This is a genomic window from Streptomyces sp. NBC_00878 (genome assembly GCF_026341515.1).
Classification (GTDB): domain Bacteria; phylum Actinomycetota; class Actinomycetes; order Streptomycetales; family Streptomycetaceae; genus Streptomyces.
Map to the genome: position 1 here is coordinate 9,580,216 of NZ_JAPEOK010000001.1, position 17,836 is coordinate 9,598,051.

Genomic DNA, 17,836 nt, shown 5'->3' on the forward strand with positions numbered 1-17,836 from the left:
GTCAACTCAGTGGCATACGGGGGAACTTGCGCGCCTTCGCGTTCGCAGCCTTCTCGGCCTTCTTCTCGGCCTCCTCCTCCGCCTTGACGACGGCCGCGTACTGGTCGACGTACTCCTGGTCGGAGAGGGTGAGGATCGCGTACATGATCTCGTCGGTGATGGCGCGCAGGATCGCCTTCTCGTGCTCCATGCCCTCGTAGCGGGAGAAGTCGAGGGGCTTGCCGAAGCGGATCACCACGGGGTGGATGTTCGGGATGACCTTGCCGGGCGGCTGGGCCTCGAAGGTGCCGATCATCGCGCAGGGGATGACCGGGACCCCGGACCTGAGCGCCATCACCGCGACACCGACCTTGCCCTTGTAGAGGCGGCCGTCGTGCGAGCGGGTGCCCTCCGGATAGATGCCGAGCAGCTCGTCCTTGCTCAGCACGCCGAGGCCCTCGCGGATGGCCGCCTGGCCCGCCTCCTTGCCGGAGCGGTCCACCGGGATCTGCCCGGCGCTGCGGAAGAAGGTCGCCGTCAGCCGGCCCTTGATGCCCGGGCCCGTGAAGTACTCGGCCTTGGCGAGGAACGTGATGCGCCGCTTGAGGACCGCGGGCATCAGGAAGTGGTCCGAGAACGACAGGTGATTGCCCGCGATGATGGCCGCACCCGTCGTCGGTACGTGCTCCAGACCCTCGATCCGCGGGCGGAAGACCAGCTTCAACAGCGGTCCCAGAATCACGTACTTGAGGACGTAGTAGAACAAGGGGTCGCTCCTCGCATCGACGGATCGGCTCAACCGCCGTGTTCCAGCAGGTCAACGGGCAATCGCGGTACGTCAGTGTAGGTGTACCCCCGGACGCATGTAAGCGTGCCCGGCCAGACAGGTGCTGACTGGATGCCGTCCCTGGACATCCGGTCCGCATTCTTGAGGATTCCGAGCTATTCCGAGCGATTCCAAGGTATTGAGCCGGATTCCTTGGGATTCCGCCTGGAATGGCGCAGTCCGTCGTGCTTGCCGCGCCTCGTTCTCCGACACTGGGCCCATGAGTCCTGCCAAGCCGGGCCACCGCAGTACGGAGCTACGACTCGCCCTGGCCATGCGTGGCGGAGTGAGCCTCGCGGTCTGGATGGGCGGCGCGTGCCGAGAGGCCGCCGCCCTGCGAAAGGCAGCGGGGCCAGGACCGGAGGCCGGACCGATGACGGGGACGGGGGCAGGGGCGGGGACGAGGGCCGGCGCCGCAGCCGAGCAGGACATCTACCGCGTGCTGTTGAAGAACTGCGGCTACGAGAAGGTCACCATCGACGTGCTCGCCGGAACCAGCGCCGGCGGTCTCAACGGCGTCCTGCTCGCCTGCCACCTGGTCTACGGCATGCGGTTCGACAAGGAGGTGCGGAACCTGTGGCTGGACCTGGCGGACCTGGAGAGCCTCATCCGCCCTTCCCGGCCGGGCTCCACTCCCGACTCGCTGCTCCGTGGGGACGAGGTCTTCTACACCCGGCTCCTGGAGCAGCTGAAGCGGCTCATCTGCGCGGCGCCGGCCGAACCGGTGGCCGCCTCGGTGCGGCTGATCCTGACGACCACCAGACTCAAGCCCCGCGCCGACTGGGTACGGCCCAGCCTGGGGCAGCCGCTCCAGGTGGGCCAGTCGCGAGCGTATTTCCGGTTCCGTCACCGCAATTCCGAAGGCGCTCCGTCGCCCGAGCTGACCGACTTCTTCCCTGCCGACGGCCCGCTGGAGGCCGCGAGCCGACTGGCCTACGCGGCCCGCACGTCGTCGTCCTTCCCCGGAGCGTTCGAACCGGCCCAGCCCGTGGTGGCGAGACCCCCGACGGCGGACGCCCCCGACTTCCCGCCGGTGAACATGTGGGGGATCAGCAGTGAGACCGGCTGCCCGGACTCCGCGTCCGAGGGCCGGGTGGAACTCGTCGACGGCGGGCTGCTGGACAACATTCCCGTGGCCTGGGCGATCCGCGCCATCGCGGGAGCCCCCGCACAGCGCCGTGTCGACCGACGGCTCCTCTTCCTCCAGCCCGTTCCTCCCTACCCACCGGAGCCCGTCAAGGAGGACGGACAACGCCGGGCCACCAGGCTGGCGCGCCTGGCACTGAAGTCGCTGACGATCAAGACCGGCGCGGAATCCCTGCTGGACGACGCCGCAGAGTTCCAGCAGGCGCGGGCCGCCGTGGAGCGGCAGAAGGGCCTGGCCGGGCTGCTGCCGTCCTCGCTGCGGGGATGCCGGGATGCCGCCGACGCGCAGCTGGCGTCGTACCGGGACCGGGTGGGCGGATCCGAGGCGGAGCGGCTGATCCGGCTGCTGGAGAGTCCGACCGACATCACCGGCCCCGACCCCCTGCCGCTGCCCTCGCCCCTGGGACCGCTCGCGCGGTTGGACGCCCGCACGCCGGCCGGATCGGTGCCGTACCTCGCGTGGCTGCGCTCGGTCGGTGGGGAACTGGTCCTGCCAGAGGGGGAACCGGGCCAACCGGCGACGGCCGCGTTCGAGACGATTCCCGGACGAGGACGCTCGCCCATGGCGCTGGCGCGTGCCGTGCGCCTGCTCCTCGACTGGGTGGCCGCGTTCGAGGCCGAGGGGCGGACCGGCAACGCCGAGGAGAGGACCGGCAGCGCTGAAGGGAAGACCGGCAGCGCTGAAGGGAAGACCGGCAACCAAGAGCAACTGGAGCTGTGCCGAAAGCGCCTGTACGCGTGTCGGTACGCCATCGCCACGCTCATCGCCGCCCGGGACCGCCTGATCCTCAGAGGCTTCACGGACGGACTCGCCGCCGAGGCGATCGCCCCGATGCATGTCATGGCGCACGTCGCCGGGCGGCTGCGAAGTGCGATGCCCGCCGTGCCGACGTCCGTGGAGCCGGTGGCGTGGGAAGCGTGGGCGGCCCTCCTCGCCGCAGGGACGGCAGGACCCGACACGCGGGACTCGGCCGCCTCCGTGGGAACGGCCTCCGCGGGAACGGCCTCCGTCCACGACGCCCTCTACACGGAGCTGTGGAACCGCCTCGGCGAGTTGGGCCGGGACATCGGCCGCACGATGTCCCCCGGCTGCCGCGGGATCCTCGGAAGGCGGCGGACCGACCCCGTCCGGGGCTTCGAGGCCTTCCACGAGGCTGCCTCCCGGCGGAGCTCGGACATGGTGAACGCCCTGGCGGCCGCCGAGGTCCTGCTCGGTCCGCTGCGCCCGGACCCCTTGGCGGAGCCGACCGAGATCGGATTCCACGTCGTCTCCGCCGCCAACACCAGTTGGGCGACGGAACGGCTGTTCGGCAAGCCCGGTTCCGCACGGGAACTGGTCGACGCCAAACTCAGCGGCAACCAGCTGAACAACTTCGCCGCGTTCCTGAGCACTCGCTGGCGGATGAGCGACTGGACCTGGGGACGGCTCGACGCGGCCGCCTCGATGGTGTCCGTCGTCGCCACCGACGAACGCCTCGACGACGTGTTCGGTCGGCTCAGCGACAAGGAGATGATCGAGAAGCTGGCGGCCCTGATTCCCGGGAACCGGCTGCTGTGCCAGACGGATTCCGTCGAGTTGTCGGCCCCGGGGACCCCGTCCGACTCGGGGACCCCGTCGATCCCGGGGACCGCTCCGTGCCGCGTCACGGACTTCTGCCACCTCTGGGACCTCTGGCAGAAGACAGCGGCGGATGGGCGCACGTCGACCACTCGATGGGACCGGGTCCGCCACCTGCTCGTCGAACTGCGGCAGCGCGAGATCCTCCACGAAGAACTGCCCATGGTCGCCGCTCTTCGGGATCAGGGGCGCGGGAACGACCGGCCTCCCATTCCGCAAGAGCCGACGTCGTTCGACTTCGACGACGCCATGAACGCGTTCCGTGACATCGGCGCCGAGACCGTCCCCCAGCTCCTCAGGAAGCGCGAACCCCGCCGTGCGGCCGTGCGGTTGGGGCTCCTCGCCTGGTCGGCGCTTCAGCCCTCCGGCAGGCGGTGGGCACGACTGGTACGCGCGGTCATGATCGTACTCAAGCCGTTCGTCTGGTTGCCGCCGGTCTTCTCGACCCTCGCACCCCTGCCGACCCTGGCCGCGGCGGCGCTGCTCTGGCTGGTCGTCGCCTACGGCGGCGGGGCGTGGTTCTCGCCACCGGGGCACGGTTTCCTGCTCGGGGTCTTCGCCGTTCCGTTGTGCGCACTCTGGTCGGTCACGGCCATCAGGTCGTGGCGCGACTGGCGTTGGTGGCTTCTCGGCGGCCTGAAACTGCTGGCCTGGCTGGCTCCGGCCGTCATCGGCGCGGTCCTGATGTGGGTGGTGTCCGCGAGGCGCTTCGCCGACTCCGGTATCCCCGACACGGATTGGCTGCGGCGGTGGCCCATGGGCGTGGGCGCGGTGCTGGCCACCGGCATCCTGATGTACGTGGCATCGCAGCGGGCGTGGCACATCGCGCTCACCGCCGTGGTGGCCGGCGCGGTGACCGCACTTCTGCAGAGCTTCGCCGCGGCGGACAGTTCGTGGTGGGCGGTGCTGGTCACGTGGAGCGTACTCGCGGTGGTGGCGCTGGCCCTCAGCTGGGCCTGTCCGAGAACGTCACAGGCGCCCGGCTAGGAGAGTTTCCAGGGGCGCTCGGACGAGTGGGCCGGTGGTCGGCCCGGACAAGAGGGCCGGTGGTCGGCCCTCTTGTCCGGACAAGCGGACGCGTGTCAGAGCCGGTCCGTCAGGACCTTCTCCAACGCCCCCAGAGCGGACCGCAGTTCGTCTCCGGTGATGGTGAGGGGCGGGGCGAGGCGGATCGTCGAGCCGTGGGTGTCCTTCACCAGGACCCCTTCGCGCATCAGGCGCTCGCTGATCTCGCGGCCGGTGCCGACGGCGGGGTCGACGTCGACGCCCGCCCACAGTCCGCGGGCGCGGAAGCCCTGTACGCCCTTGCCGACGAGGGCTGTCAGGCCGTCCCGCAGTACGACGCCCAACTCCTCGGCCCTGCGCTGGTATTCGCCGGTCTCCAGGAGCTCCACGACGGCCGAACCGACCGCCGCGGACAGCGGATTGCCGCCGAACGTCGACCCGTGCTCGCCCGGCCGCAGCACCTGGAGCACCTCGCGCCGCGCGACCACCGCGGAGACCGGCACGATGCCGCCGCCGAGCGCCTTGCCGAGCAGCAGCACGTCCGGGACGACACCCTCGTGCTCGACCGCCAGCGTCCGCCCCGTACGCCCGAGGCCCGACTGGATCTCGTCGGCGACGAACAGACACCCGGCCCGCCGGGTCAGCTCGCGGACACCGCGCAGATAGCCGTCGTCCGGGATGACGACGCCCGCCTCGCCCTGGATCGGCTCGATCAGCACGGCCGCGGTCGTCTCGTCGATCGCCGCTTCGAGCGCGGCGAGGTCGTTGTACGGGACCACGCGGAAGCCCGGCGTGAAGGGACCGAAGCCCGCACGGGCCGTCTCGTCGGTGGAGAAGCTGACGATGGTCGTCGTACGGCCGTGGAAGTTGTCGGCGGCCACGACGATGGTCGCCTGGTCCGGTGCGACGCCCTTCACCTCGTACGCCCACTTGCGGGCCACCTTGATGGCGCTCTCCACGGCCTCGGCGCCCGTGTTCATCGGCAGCACCATGTCCAGGCCGGTCAACTCGGCCAGGGATTCCGCGAATTGGGCCAGCCGGTCGTTGTGGAACGCGCGCGAGGTGAGCGTCAGCTGGTCGAGCTGCCGGTGCGCGGCCTCGATCAGGGCGGGGTGGCGGTGCCCGAAGTTGAGGGCCGAGTAGCCGGCCAGCATGTCGAGGTAGCGGCGGCCCTCGACGTCCTCGACCCAGGTGCCCTCGGCGCGCGCGACGACCACGGGCAGCGGGTGGTAGTTGTGCGCGAGGACGGGCTCCTCGGCGCGGATCAGCTCGGCCGACGAACGCAGGGAGCGGCTGGGAGCGATGGTCATGAGCGGATCTCCTGGGTGCAGCACTTGATGCCTCCGCCTGCCTTCTGGAACTCCGACAGGTCGACGGGGACGGGAACATAGCCGTGGCGGGAGAGTTCGCCCGCGAGGGCCTCGGCGCGCGGTGCGATGAAGACATGGCGGCCGTCCGAGACGGAGTTCAGCCCGAACGCCATCGCGTCCTCGTGCGTGGCGATCACCGCGTTCGGGAACAGCAGGCGGAGCACCTCACGGCTGCCCGCGGAGAAGGCCTCCGGGTAGTACGCGATGTTCGCCTCGGGGCCGTCGTCGAGCACGAACAGCGCGGTGTCGAGGTGGTAGAAGCGCGGGTCCACCAACGTGAGGCTGACCGTCGGGACGCCGAAGTACTCCTGCACCTCGTGATGGGCGGCCCGTTCCGTACGGAATCCGGTGCCGGCCAGGAGACAGCGGCCGACGAAGACCAGATCGCCCTCGCCCTCGCACACCGCCTCGGGGCGGTAGACGTCGAAGCCCGCGTTCTTGAACCACGTCTCGTACGCGGTCGACTCCGGGCGGCGCTGCGGCGCGTGGAAGAGCGAGCCGAAGACCCGGCCGGCCACGACCAGCGCCGAGTTCGCGGCGAAGACCATGTCCGGCAGACCGGCGACCGGTTCCACGCTGTCGACGGTGTGGCCGTGGGCACGATAGGCGCGGATCAGCTCCGCCCACTGTCCTCGGGCCAGATCGACGTCGACCTGTGTGTCCTCATGCATCCAGGGATTGATGGCGTACTGCACGGCGAAGTGTCTGGGTTCGCAGACAAGAAAGCGCCTCGATCGCGGCACACGGCTCATGGGCACAGAGGGGTTCCTCCGCTTTCCTGCGGTGTCGAGTGGGATACCTCAACGGTAGGAAGCGAAGGGGAGCCGCGACAAGAATCGGAAATTGCGCGCTACCGCAGGGATGCTGCGTCTTGGGGCGGATCGGCGCACGATTGATGCGTGGTTGCTCCGAAGGGGTGGACTTCCGTCTCCGAGCGGAGAGGGAGCGCTCACGCCCCCGGTTCCGGAGCGGGCGGAGCCGGCTGAGTGGCCCCCGCCTCCGGGCTCTCCGGCAGCAGATGCGACAGCACCATGTAGCTGATCGTCTTGCGGATGAACGGCTCCACCCGGATCCGCTCCAGCACCTCCTCGAAGTGCTCCACATCCCGGGCCCGCACATGCAGCAGCGCGTCCGCGCCGCCGGTCACCGTCATCGCGGCGGTGATCTCGGGATGGTTGCGCATCACCTCGGCGAGCCGCCGCGGCGGGGCGGCGCCCTCGCAGTACACCTCCACGTACGCCTCCGTACGCCAGCCCAGCGCGGCCGGCTCCACCGTCGCCGAGAACCCGGTGATCACGCCGGTCTCGCGCATCCGGTCGACCCGGCGCTTGACCGCGGTGGCGGACAGACCGACCGCCGCGCCGATCTCGGCGAAGCTCGTGCGGGCGTTCGCCATCAGAGCCGTGACGATCTTGCGGTCGAGATCGTCGAAGGGGGCGGACGTGGGTGTCATGCGGGCACTGTATCCAGCGGCGACGACCTGGCCCGCCGCATGTGCAGGCGTGCGAATTGCTCCTACACTCCGGATTCATGCTGCGCGCCCTCGCCGTCGACGACGAACCGCCGTCCCTCGAAGAGCTGCTCTTCCTCCTGGACACCGATCCACGGGTGAGCAGTGTCGAGGGCGCGAGCGATGCCACGGCGGCCCTGCGCCGGATCAACCGCGCCCTGGACAGCGGCCCCGACGGCGACGAGGGCATCGACGTCGTCTTCCTCGACATCCACATGCCGGGCCTCGACGGCCTCGACATGGCACGGCTGCTCGCCGGGTTCGCCAAACCGCCGCTCGTCGTCTTCGTCACCGCCCACGAGGGATTCGCCGTCCAGGCCTTCGACCTCAAGGCCGTCGACTACGTCCTGAAGCCCGTACGCAGGGAGCGGCTGGCCGAGGCCGTCCGCCGGGCCGTCGAGCAGATGGACGCGGCCCCGCTGATACCCGTGCACGAACCCGATCCGGACCACATATCCGTCGAGCTCGGGGGAGTCACCCGCTTCGTCGCCGTGGAGGACATCACCCACGTCGAGGCCCAGGGCGACTACGCGCGGCTGCACACCGCCCAGGGCAGCCACCTCGTCCGCATCCCGCTCTCCACCCTCGAGGAACGCTGGCGCTCGCGCGGCTTCGTCCGCATCCACCGCCGCCATCTCGTCGCCCTCGGCCACATCAGCGAACTCCGTCTGGACGCGGGTACCGTCAGCGTCCTGGTCGACTCGGTCGAACTGCAGGTCAGCCGCCGTCACGCCCGCGAACTGCGCGATCTGCTGATGCGCCGGACCGCGAGCTGAGGAGGCCCCAGGTGCCCCAGGACCCCACCGACCGCCGGGTCGTCGTCACCGGCCCGCCGCGCCGTACGCGCCCGCTCAGCCGCTCCCGGCCGCGCACCGAGATCGACGAGCAGACCACGCTCGGCCACACCTACGTGCGTTCGCTGATGCGCTCCCAGCTGCGCGCCGCGCTCACCGTGTTCGCCGTCCTCGTCCTCCTCGTGGGCCCGCTGCCGCTGGTGTTCGCGTCGATGGGCGACAGTTCGAGCCTGGAGTGGATCGTGCTCGGCTTCTGCGTCTACCCGCCGCTGGTGCTGCTCGCCCGCTGGTACGTGCGCCGCGCCGACCGCAACGAGAAGGACTTCGTCCGCCTCGTCGAGGACCGGTAGCCCGAGACGGAGACCGAGCCCGATACGGAGACTGACGGAGACCGAGCCCGAGATCCGCTGAGCCCATGGACGAGAGCACCGTGTGAGCGAGAACAGCCCGTGAACGAGAGCAGCCCGTGAACGAGAACTACGCCGTCCCCGCGGTCGCGCTCGTGGTCGTCGCGACCGTCTTCGTCGGCGCCTTCGGCCTGCGCATCTCCCGCACCACCTCTGACTTCTACGTGGCCTCGCGCACGGTCGGCCCCCGGCTGAACGCGGCCGCCATCAGCGGCGAGTACCTCTCCGCCGCCTCCTTCCTCGGCATCGCGGGCCTCGTCCTCGTCCAGGGCCCCGACATGCTCTGGTACCCGGTCGGCTACACCGCCGGCTATCTCGTCCTGCTGCTCTTCGTCGCGGCCCCGCTGCGCCGCTCCGGCGCCTACACCCTGCCCGACTTCGCCGAGGCCCGGCTCGCCTCGCAGGCCGTACGGCGGCTGGCCGGAGCCTTCGTCGTCGGCGTGGGCTGGCTCTACCTCCTGCCCCAACTCCAGGGCGCGGGGCTGACGTTGAACGTCCTGACCGGCGCCCCCAAGCCGCTCGGCGGCATCATCGTCGCCGTCGTCGTGGTCGCCATCGTCGCCGCGGGCGGCATGCGCAGCATCACCTTCGTACAGGCCTTCCAGTACTGGCTCAAGCTCACCGCCCTGCTGGTCCCCGCGCTCTTCCTGGTCCTCGCCTGGCAGGGCGACGGAGCCCCGGACCGCCCCTTCGACGAACCGGCCACGTTCCGCGAGCACCGCGTCGTCCGCATCGACGCCGGACTCGACCTCAAGCTCGGCCAACCGCTGAGCGTCACCGCGACGGGCACGGTCGACGGCGAGCGCTACGAGGACGAGCGGGTCCGGCTCCCGGCCGGCGTCCACCGCGTCGAGGAGGGCACCCGGCTGACCTTCACCAAGGGCGACCTCGTCCCCGTCGCCGACCGCGGCAGCAACGGCGGCATGTCCACCTCCCTCGCCGCGGGCCGCGAGGAACGCCCGCTGTACGCCACGTACGGACTGATCCTCGCCACCTTCCTCGGCACCATGGGGCTGCCGCACGTCGTCGTCCGCTTCTACACCAGCCCGCACGGCGTCGCCGCCCGCCGCACCACCGTCGCCGTGCTCGGCCTGATCGGCGCCTTCTACCTGCTGCCGCCGGTCTACGGAGCGCTGGGCCGCCTGTACGCCCCCGAGCTGACCCTCACCGGGGACGCGGACGCCGCCGTACTGCTGCTGCCCGACCGGGTGATCGGCGGGCTCGGAGGGGACCTGCTGGGCGCGCTGGTGGCGGGCGGCGCCTTCGCCGCGTTCCTGTCCACGGCGTCGGGCCTGACCATGGCGGTGGCGGGCGTGCTCACCCAGGACGTGCTGCCCTCGCGCGGCGTACGGCACTTCCGGCTCGGCACGGTCCTCTCGATGATCGTGCCGCTCGCGGCCAGCTCGATCGTCGGCGGACTGCCGGTCGCGGACGCCGTGGGACTCGCCTTCGCGGTGTCCGCGTCGTCCTTCTGCCCGCTGCTCGTCCTCGGCATCTGGTGGCACCGGCTCACCCCGCCAGGCGCCGCGGCCGGGATGATCGTCGGCGGCGGCTCGGCGCTGCTCGCGGTCGCGGCCACCATGGCGGGCTTCCCGGGCACGGGCTCGCTGCACGCGCTCCTCGCCTGGCCCGCGCTCTGGTCGGTGCCCCTGGGCTTCCTCACCATGGTGCTGGTGTCCCTCGCGACACCCGGGCGCGTCCCGGCCGGCACGGCGGCGATCCTCGCCCGCTTCCACCTGCCGGAGGAACTGGCCGGCGGACAGGTACGCCCGGAGGTGAAGGCATGAGCGGTTTCCTGGCCGGGCTCTGTGTGGCCGTACTCCCGCTGCTGGCCGCCGGGTTCTGGCTCGGCCGGCGCACCTCCCGCCCGTCGAGCCTCGGTGGCCTCGGCACCCCCGTCGAGCACGCCACCTTCGAGACCCTGCACACCGCTTCGCTCGCCGCGCCGCCGCTGCGGGCCGGCCTGACCGGGGAGACGGCCCGTAAATCGGCCCGGCGGCTGCGCACCCTGCTCGGTACCGACGCGCTCTGCCTCACCGACCAGGACACGGTCCTCGCCTGGGAGGGCGTCGGCGAACACCACCGGGACCAGATCATGGAGCGGCTCGGCGGCCCCCTGGAGACCGGCCGCGGCGAGGCCTTCCGCCTCGACTGCGACGAGCCGTACTGCCCGCTGCGCTGGGCCGTCGTCGCCCCGCTCACCGTCGACGACCGGGTGCACGGGGCGCTCGTCGCCTGCGCGCCCCGCGAGTCGGCCGTGCTCGTCCGGGCCACCGGTGAAGTCGCCCGCTGGGTCTCCGTCCAGCTGGAACTCGCCGACCTCGACCAGTCCCGCACCCGCCTGATCGAGGCCGAGATCAAGGCGCTGCGGGCCCAGATATCCCCGCACTTCATCTTCAACTCGCTGGCGGTGATCGCCTCGTTCGTCCGCACCGACCCCGAGCGGGCCCGCGAACTCCTCCTGGAATTCGCCGACTTCACCCGCTACTCGTTCCGCAGGCACGGCGACTTCACCACGCTCGCCGACGAACTGCACGCCATCGACCACTACTTGGCGCTGGTCAGGGCCCGCTTCGGCGACCGCCTCTCGGTCACCCTGCAGATCGCCCCCGAGGTACTCCCGGTGACCCTGCCCTTCCTCTGCCTCCAGCCGCTCGTCGAGAACGCGGTCAAGCACGGCCTGGAAGGCGGCACCGGGAAGGTCGACAGGAGCCGCATCAGCATCACCGCGCGGGACGCGGGCGCCGAGGCACTCGTCGTCATCGAGGACGACGGCCCCGGCATGGACCCCGACCGGCTGCGCCGCATGCTGTCCGGCGAGGTCAGCCCCTCGGGCGGCATAGGCCTGTCGAACGTCGACGACCGGCTGCGGCAGGTGTACGGCGACGACTACGGCCTCGTCATCGAGACCGCGCTCGGCGCGGGCATGAAAATCACCGCCCGGCTGCCGAAATACCAGCCGGGCGTGCACTCGGCGGGGCGGCTGCCCCGCGAATGAGTCCCCCGGGACCGACCGCCGCAGGTACCCGGGGGACAGACCGCGCCGTGCGTCAGGTGGGGCGGGACACCGCCATGGCCAGCGTGATCAGACCGAGCACCACCCAGCCGAACCACAGCCAGCCGCTGCTCCCGAGCGCCACCGTGTAGGCGGTGACCATCACCAGTCCGCCTACGGTGAGTACTCCCATGGTCTTCGTAGAACCGGGCATCGCAACACCCTCCTCATGGTTCGTCCCTCTCCATGGTGCCCCCGTCCTTGCGAATTGCAGTGCAGACCACCAAATGAGTGCCCGAACTCCAGGCACTCCGGCCCACCCAGGAGGAGGACTCGTACGTGCTCGGATCATGGCCGTAGTTGTTCGGCGGCATGTCCTTCTGGCAGGCCGCGGTCGCCTGATCCCGTGCCTCTTTGAGGCTCATGTCCGGGGGCATCTGCAGGAAATCGAGCACTTTCTCCTGGTGCGGGCCCTTGCAGGAGACCAGCTTGGCGCTGTCGTTGGTGACCACGTCGAGACAGTCCCGCTTCTGCATGGTGGCCGTGTCGGTGAACGGCGTTCCCATCGTGCGGTGGTCTCCGAGCGGCCCGAAGAGTTCACGTCCGTTCGCGTCCAGCAGGAGACAGGCGACGCGGCGCCCCGCGGCATCGAAGCCGTCGTCGGTCGGGAGCACGGCGTAGGAGGCCACGGACGCGAGGCTCCTGCGGGTCTCCTCCGTGCGTTGCTCGCACTGGGCGGCTCCACTGGAGCGGGCCTCGTCCGCCGACGCGACCTCGAAGACCGCCATCACCTGTCCCTCGGTGTAGTTGCCCCTGCAGTCCTCCACGACGGCGAGTCCCGGCCGGCCGGTGAACGGAGGCGAACCCCGCCAGTCGGCCGCGACACAGTCCCCGTCCTTGAGCGGCTGGGAAAGCCCGATGGTGTCTCCGTACGGCTTTCCGCCGCCGCTACCGTCGCCGCCGTCGCCCGGCGGCAGGTACGCCATCGCGTACCAGGCCCCGCCGCCCGCGAGAGCCAGTCCGAGCGTGGTCGCCAGGACGGCCTTCAGAACGCGGTGGCGTGGGCGCCGTCTGCTGCCCGACGCCGGGGCAGGCCCGTATCCCCGGCCGCTCGGCCACGGGGCGGGCCCCTGCCCGGGCGGCGGCCAGGCGGTGGGGCTCTCCTGGCCGGGCGCCGCGGAGGACTCCTGCGCGGCCGAGGGCGCGTACCACTGCGAGCCGTTCGCGTGGCTCTGAGAGGCCCTGGGCGGCGGGGGAGGGACACGGGGCGCCGCCGTATCGGTGGTCCCGTCCGACCAGTGCGGTTCCGAGCCCGGGTCGAGCTGGGTCCGGGGATGGGACCGGGGCGTCAGGATGGCGGACAGTGCTGCCTCGGTCTCCTCCGCGGTGATCCGTTGGACGGGGTTCTTGGTGAGCATGGCTGCCAGGACCGGCTCCAGCGCGCCCGCACGCAGCATCGGACGCGGTTCGTCCATGGCAACGGCGGTGAGCGCCGCGAGCGCCGACTCACGGTCGAAGGGGCCGTAGCCCTCGACGGCGTAGTAGAGCGTGCAGCCCAGCGAGAACAGGTCGGCCGAGGCGGTGGGCGGGCCGCCCTGGGCCCGCTCGGGCGCCAGATATCCGGCGGTGCCCACCAGCACGGAGGTCTGCGTGTACCTGGTCTCGCCGCCGTCGGGCTGCACGGAGATGCCGTAGTCGGTGAGCAGCACCCGGGCGTACGGCGACCCGGCGCGGTCCGGGGCGAGGAGGATGTTGGCGGGCTTCACGTCCCGGTGCATGACCCCCCGATCGTGCCCGGCGGTCAGCGCGTCCAGCACGGCCAGTCCGATACGGGCGCACTCGGCGGGGGCCAGCTGCCCGCGCTGGGTGACCAGGGCGTGCAGGTCGAGCGCGCCCGGCACGTACTCCATGACGATCCAGGGCAGGCCCTCGTGCTCCAGGACGTCGTGCACGGTCACCACGTGCGGGTGGCCGCGCAGCCCGGCGGCGTGCCGGGCCTCGGCACGGGCCCGGGCGACCCTGGCCGAGCGGTCGCCGTCCTCGCCCGGGCTGCGGAACACGATCTCCTTGAGTGCGACCTCGCAGGCCAGCCGCTGGTCGTGGGCGAGCCAGACATGTCCCATGCCCCCGCTGCCCAGCTGGTTCAGCAGAACGTACCGGTCGGCGATGACCCGGCCGACTCCCGACTGCGGTGATCCTGATGCCATCCGGTCACTCCCGGGGTTCTGCTCTGCGCGGCTCACGCCGGACCGACGGCGGGCCCGCCCGAAGCCTGCTCACTGGACGAGCCGGGTTCGCTCGACGCGGGTTCGCTCGTCGTGGTCTCACTGGTCGTGGGCTCGGTGGAGGTGGGACCGGCCGATGTGGGGTCGGCCGAGGTGGGGGCAGCGGATGTCGGCTGCGCGGTGGGCGACGTACTCGACACGGTCGGCGTGGGCGGATCGGGGGACGGCGGTTTCACCGTCGGCGTCGTCTCCTTTTCCGTGGGTTTCTCGGTGCCGGGTGTCGTCTCCGTCTCGGACGGGGTCCCCTTGCCGGGCTTCGATTCCGTCTCGGACGGCGTCCCCTTGCCGGGCGTGGACTCGGTCTCCGACGGGGTCCCGCCGCTCGGCGTGGACTCCGTTTCCGACGGGGTCCCCTTGCCGGGCGTGGACTCGGTCTCCGACGGCGTCCCGCCGCCAGGCGTCGATTCCGTCTCGGAGGGCGAAGGAGGCGTGCCGCCCCCGCCTGAGTCCGGATCCGACTCCACGCTCAGGGCCACGGCCTGCCCGAACCGCACCGGCGTACCCGGTCCCGGATCGGAACCCGTCACACGTGCGTCACCCGGCGGGAGCGAGTCGCCGTAGGCCACCGCGATACCCAGCTCGGCGAGCCGTTGGACGGCCTCGTCGACGGTCATCCCGGCCACCCGCGGCACCTCGTGCCGCTTCGTCGCGTCGAAGGTCCTGTCGTTCTCCCCCGTGCTGCCGACGGGGCGGTCGATGCCCTGGTCGGGGTTGTCCACGTTCACCAGCTTGATCTGCTCCAGCGGCTGCGGAGAGGGCTTGACGGTCACCACCGCGGACTTCTCGTAGCCGTTCCACTTCTTGTTGCCGTCCTCGAACTTCACCGAGATCTTCTCGGGATCCCCGTCGAAGGACCGCAACGGATTTCCGCACGAGCACTTCACGGCGGGAAGTCCCTGGTCGTTCACCAATACCGCGATCCCCGCCTCCAACAATGCGTTGTACGCGACGGCCTCGCCCTTCTTGTAGTCGTGGTTCTTCACGAGAGTGTCGTGACGCAGCAGAACCGGTGTGAGGTCGTCGATGTACCCCTCGATCCGATCAGGCGTAATGCCCACGACGCGGGCCCATTCCCGGGCCTTTCGTCGGTTCCTGGGATCGGTGAGGAAATCCTTGAGGCGGTCGACGTCACAGACCTTCGGCTTTCGCGTACCCCCGTACAGACCAGGGGTGTTGCCCTGCTGCAGGCCGCTGTGCGGCTGTGCCGACCTGACCTTCGTCTCGTCCCTGCCGAGTGAGCCGTCCTCTTCGAAAAAAGGTGCGAGTGACGGTACTCCGGCGGCGACGGCCTTGACCGCGAACAGGCGTTGCTCCGTGCAGCCGCTGAGGATCATCGCAGCGGCGAGTAGCACGGCAAGCCTTCGGACCACGGTTTTTCCGGTCCTCAGCAAGCATGCGTGAATTGTCATGACCGCTCCCCCCAGCGGATCCCCCGTAACCCTGCAGAGCGGAAGCAGGGCGTCACGCATCATGCTACTGAATGGAAAAGCCTTTCAGTCAAGGCGAATTCCCAAAGTGCACGGAGTGACCGAAAGGGGGAAAGGGACTCAGCGACCGCCTGCGTTGAGTGAGGCCAGATAGGCGTTGTATGCCTCGAGTTCCTTGTCGCCGTCACGGTCGGCGGCCCGGTCCGCGCGCCGCGCCTGGCGCTGCTCGGAGCGGTACCACTGGTAGAGCAGCGCGAGGAGCACGAGCACGGACGGGATCTCGCTGAACGCCCAGGCGATACCGCCCGCCGCGGTCTGGTCGGCGAGCGCGTCGATGCCGAGCGAGGCGGGCGGGTTCTTGTACGACTCGACCATCGGCTCGGACGCCATCATCAGCGCGATGCCGAAGAACGCGTGGAACGGCATGCCCGCGAACAGCTCCAGCATGCGCATCAGGTGGCCGGGCCGGTGCGGACCGGGGTCGACGCCGATGATCGGCCAGAAGAACACCAGGCCGACGGCGAGGAAGTGGCACATCATCGCGATGTGGCCCGTCGTGGAGTCCATCAGGAAGTCGAAGATCGGGGTGAAGTACAGCGCGTACAGGCTCGCGATGAACAGCGGGATCGTGAACGCGGGATGCGTGACGAGCCGCATGAACCGGCTGTGCAGGAACATCAACAGCAGCTCGCGCGGGCCCTTGCGGTCACGGCCCGCGGTCGGCAGCGCGCGCAGGGCGAGCGTGATGGGCGCGCCGAGCAGGATCAGGATCGGCGACAGCATGCTGATCACCATGTGCTGCACCATGTGCACGCTGAACATGACCATGCCGTAGTCGTTGAGCCCGGTGCACAGCACGAGCATGACGCTCAGGACACCGACGACGAACGCCACGGTCCGCCCGACCGGCCAGGCATCACCACGCCGCACCAGCCGCACCACGCCCCACCCGTACAGCGCGAGCCCCAGAAGGCAGGCGACGAGGAAGAACGGGTCCGGCGACCACTGAAGCCCCCGCCCCAGCGTGAACGGCGGCAGATCCATCATCGTGCCGTGCCCGCTGTGATCCATGCCGCCGGCTCCTGTTTCGTACTGGTTGAGCGCTGTCTGTCCGCACCCAGACTAGAACTGCCCCCGGTCAGGTTGACGACCGGGGGCACGATTTCAGGGGCGCGGGGCTGTATCGATATGCGGCTCCGCCGCGTGGGCGCGATCAGCCACAGGTGACCTGTGGCCTACGAACAACCCGCAGTCCTACGGCGCCCTCCGCGGAGTGTCAGAGAACGCACTCCGCTTCCGCGTACCGCTCATCCGGAACGGTCTTCAACGTCTCCACGGCCTCCGCCAGCGACACCATCACGATGTTCGTCCCCCGCAGAGCCGTCATCTTCCCGAACTCCCCCCGATGCACGGCCTCCACCGCATGCCACCCGAACCGCGTGGCGAGCACCCGGTCGTACGCGGTAGGCGTACCTCCACGCTGCACATGCCCGAGGATCACCGGACGGGCCTCCTTGCCGAGCCGCTCCTCCAGCTCCAGGGACAGCTGCCGGGCGATACCGGCGAACCGCTCGTGCCCGTAGATGTCCTTGCCGCCCTCGTCGTACTCCATGGAACCCGCGCGAGGCTTCGCGCCCTCCGCGGCCACGACGATCGCGAACTTCTTCCCGGCCGAGAACCTCTCGCCGACCTTCGCGGTCAACTCCTCGATGTCGAAGGGCCGTTCAGGCACGACGATCGCGTGCGCACCCGCGGCCATGCCGGAGTGCAGCGCGATCCAGCCGGTGTTCCGGCCCATGACCTCCACGACCAGGACGCGCTGGTGGGACTCGGCTGTGGTCTTGAGCCGGTCCAGGGCCTCCGTCGCCACCCCTACGGCCGTGTCGAAGCCGAAGGTGACGTCGGTGACCGCGATGTCGTTGTCGATGGTCTTCGGTACGCCCACGATGGGCAGACCGGCGTCCGACATGAGCCGGGCCGCCTTGAGCGTGCCCTCGCCGCCGATCGGGATGATCGCGTCGAGACCGAGCTCCTCCAGGTGGCCCCGGGCCTGCTCAACCCCGTCCCGCAGATGGGAGGGCTGGACCCGGGAAGAGCCGAGGATCGTGCCGCCGCGAGCCAGGATGCCGCTCACCGCGTCGAGGTCGAGCTTGAGGTAGTCGCACTCCAGTAGGCCTTTCCAGCCGTCCCGGAAGCCGATGACCTCGTCGCCGTGGTCGACGACGGCGCGGTGCACGACGGACCGGATGACGGCGTTCAGACCGGGACAGTCGCCGCCGGACGTGAGGACACCAATGCGCATAGCCCGAAATACCTTCTCAACGTGGGCCGGGAACCGGACCACGCTGTCCGGTTGGACGCCGCCACCCTACCGGCGGCAGGGGGCGGGTCCGCATCACGCGTCCGCCTGCTGGACGCCCCCGCACAGGTGAGCGGACGCCCTGCCAGACGGGCTGTGCCCCGCGGCCGGACGG

General features: G+C 70.4%; 14 protein-coding genes. 5 read left to right on the forward strand and 9 right to left on the reverse strand.

What is annotated here, in order from left to right; genetic code table 11:
* Nucleotide 1 precedes the first annotated feature (1 nt).
* Nucleotides 2-745, reverse strand: a complete 744-nt coding sequence (locus tag OHA11_RS41675; RefSeq protein WP_266505690.1) for a 1-acyl-sn-glycerol-3-phosphate acyltransferase — start codon at nucleotides 743-745, stop codon at nucleotides 2-4.
* Nucleotides 746-1,025: 280 nt separating this feature from the next.
* Between OHA11_RS41675 and OHA11_RS41680 the strand changes: the two genes are divergently transcribed.
* Nucleotides 1,026-4,556: a patatin-like protein gene (locus tag OHA11_RS41680; RefSeq protein WP_266505716.1), complete on the forward strand. Its 3,531-nt coding sequence runs from the start codon at nucleotides 1,026-1,028 to the stop codon at nucleotides 4,554-4,556.
* A gap of 95 nt (nucleotides 4,557-4,651) precedes the next feature.
* Here the strand turns inward: OHA11_RS41680 and rocD are convergent, their stop codons facing one another.
* From rocD to OHA11_RS41695, 3 genes are all read right to left on the reverse strand, one after another.
* The gene (gene rocD / locus OHA11_RS41685; RefSeq protein WP_266505718.1) at nucleotides 4,652-5,884 is read right to left on the reverse strand and encodes an ornithine--oxo-acid transaminase; all 1,233 of its coding nucleotides are present in this window, start codon (nucleotides 5,882-5,884) and stop codon (nucleotides 4,652-4,654) included.
* Nucleotides 5,881-6,702, reverse strand: a complete 822-nt coding sequence (gene ddaH / locus OHA11_RS41690) for a dimethylargininase (protein WP_266505720.1) — start codon at nucleotides 6,700-6,702, stop codon at nucleotides 5,881-5,883. The genes rocD and ddaH overlap by 4 nt, the downstream gene beginning before the upstream one ends.
* Before the next feature lie 191 nt (nucleotides 6,703-6,893).
* Nucleotides 6,894-7,397 (reverse strand): Lrp/AsnC family transcriptional regulator, encoded by a 504-nt coding sequence (locus OHA11_RS41695; RefSeq protein ID WP_266505722.1) that lies wholly within the window; start codon nucleotides 7,395-7,397, stop codon nucleotides 6,894-6,896.
* A gap of 77 nt (nucleotides 7,398-7,474) precedes the next feature.
* Between OHA11_RS41695 and OHA11_RS41700 the strand changes: the two genes are divergently transcribed.
* From OHA11_RS41700 to OHA11_RS41715, 4 genes are all read left to right on the forward strand, one after another.
* Entirely contained in the window at nucleotides 7,475-8,230 is a 756-nt protein-coding gene (locus tag OHA11_RS41700) for a LytTR family DNA-binding domain-containing protein (protein ID WP_266505725.1), read from the forward strand.
* An 11-nt stretch (nucleotides 8,231-8,241) separates the two neighbouring features.
* Complete coding sequence (locus OHA11_RS41705) at nucleotides 8,242-8,598, forward strand: hypothetical protein (protein ID WP_055617080.1); 357 nt, start codon at nucleotides 8,242-8,244, stop codon at nucleotides 8,596-8,598.
* Between the two features lie 116 nt (nucleotides 8,599-8,714).
* On the forward strand, nucleotides 8,715-10,442 hold the full coding sequence (locus tag OHA11_RS41710) for a cation acetate symporter (RefSeq protein ID WP_266505729.1): 1,728 nt from the start codon (nucleotides 8,715-8,717) through the stop codon (nucleotides 10,440-10,442).
* Entirely contained in the window at nucleotides 10,439-11,653 is a 1,215-nt protein-coding gene (locus OHA11_RS41715) for a sensor histidine kinase (RefSeq protein ID WP_266505732.1), read from the forward strand. Before OHA11_RS41710 ends, OHA11_RS41715 begins: the two co-directional genes overlap by 4 nt.
* A 52-nt stretch (nucleotides 11,654-11,705) precedes the next feature.
* Here OHA11_RS41715 and OHA11_RS41720 read toward each other — a convergent pair whose 3' ends face one another.
* The 5 genes from OHA11_RS41720 to OHA11_RS41740 form a co-directional block, all read right to left on the reverse strand.
* On the reverse strand, nucleotides 11,706-11,864 hold the full coding sequence (locus OHA11_RS41720; protein ID WP_266505733.1) for a hypothetical protein: 159 nt from the start codon (nucleotides 11,862-11,864) through the stop codon (nucleotides 11,706-11,708).
* 13 nt (nucleotides 11,865-11,877) lie between these two features.
* Nucleotides 11,878-13,857, reverse strand: coding sequence for a serine/threonine-protein kinase (locus OHA11_RS41725; protein ID WP_266505736.1), 1,980 nt, complete (start codon nucleotides 13,855-13,857; stop codon nucleotides 11,878-11,880).
* 32 nt (nucleotides 13,858-13,889) lie between these two features.
* Complete coding sequence (locus OHA11_RS41730) at nucleotides 13,890-15,305, reverse strand: DUF6777 domain-containing protein (RefSeq protein WP_266505738.1); 1,416 nt, start codon at nucleotides 15,303-15,305, stop codon at nucleotides 13,890-13,892.
* Nucleotides 15,306-15,482: 177 nt separating this feature from the next.
* Nucleotides 15,483-16,433, reverse strand: a complete 951-nt coding sequence (locus OHA11_RS41735; protein WP_266505739.1) for a cytochrome c oxidase assembly protein — start codon at nucleotides 16,431-16,433, stop codon at nucleotides 15,483-15,485.
* Nucleotides 16,434-16,638: 205 nt separating this feature from the next.
* The gene (locus tag OHA11_RS41740) at nucleotides 16,639-17,664 is read right to left on the reverse strand and encodes a 6-phosphofructokinase (RefSeq protein ID WP_266505740.1); all 1,026 of its coding nucleotides are present in this window, start codon (nucleotides 17,662-17,664) and stop codon (nucleotides 16,639-16,641) included.
* Nucleotides 17,665-17,836 lie beyond the last annotated feature (172 nt).

Bases quoted from the DNA above. Each gene is read 5' to 3' on its own strand.
- OHA11_RS41680 (WP_266505716.1), top strand. From the start codon at position 1,026: ATGAGTCCTGCCAAGCCGGGCCACCGCAGTACGGAGCTACGACTCGCC.
- rocD (WP_266505718.1), bottom strand. From the start codon at position 5,884: ATGACCATCGCTCCCAGCCGCTCCCTGCGTTCGTCGGCCGAGCTGATC.
- OHA11_RS41695 (WP_266505722.1), bottom strand. From the start codon at position 7,397: ATGACACCCACGTCCGCCCCCTTCGACGATCTCGACCGCAAGATCGTC.
- OHA11_RS41700 (WP_266505725.1), top strand. From the start codon at position 7,475: ATGCTGCGCGCCCTCGCCGTCGACGACGAACCGCCGTCCCTCGAAGAG.
- OHA11_RS41715 (WP_266505732.1), top strand. From the start codon at position 10,439: ATGAGCGGTTTCCTGGCCGGGCTCTGTGTGGCCGTACTCCCGCTGCTG.
- OHA11_RS41720 (WP_266505733.1), bottom strand. From the start codon at position 11,864: ATGCCCGGTTCTACGAAGACCATGGGAGTACTCACCGTAGGCGGACTG.
- OHA11_RS41725 (WP_266505736.1), bottom strand. From the start codon at position 13,857: ATGGCATCAGGATCACCGCAGTCGGGAGTCGGCCGGGTCATCGCCGAC.
- OHA11_RS41735 (WP_266505739.1), bottom strand. From the start codon at position 16,433: ATGGATCACAGCGGGCACGGCACGATGATGGATCTGCCGCCGTTCACG.
- OHA11_RS41740 (WP_266505740.1), bottom strand. From the start codon at position 17,664: ATGCGCATTGGTGTCCTCACGTCCGGCGGCGACTGTCCCGGTCTGAAC.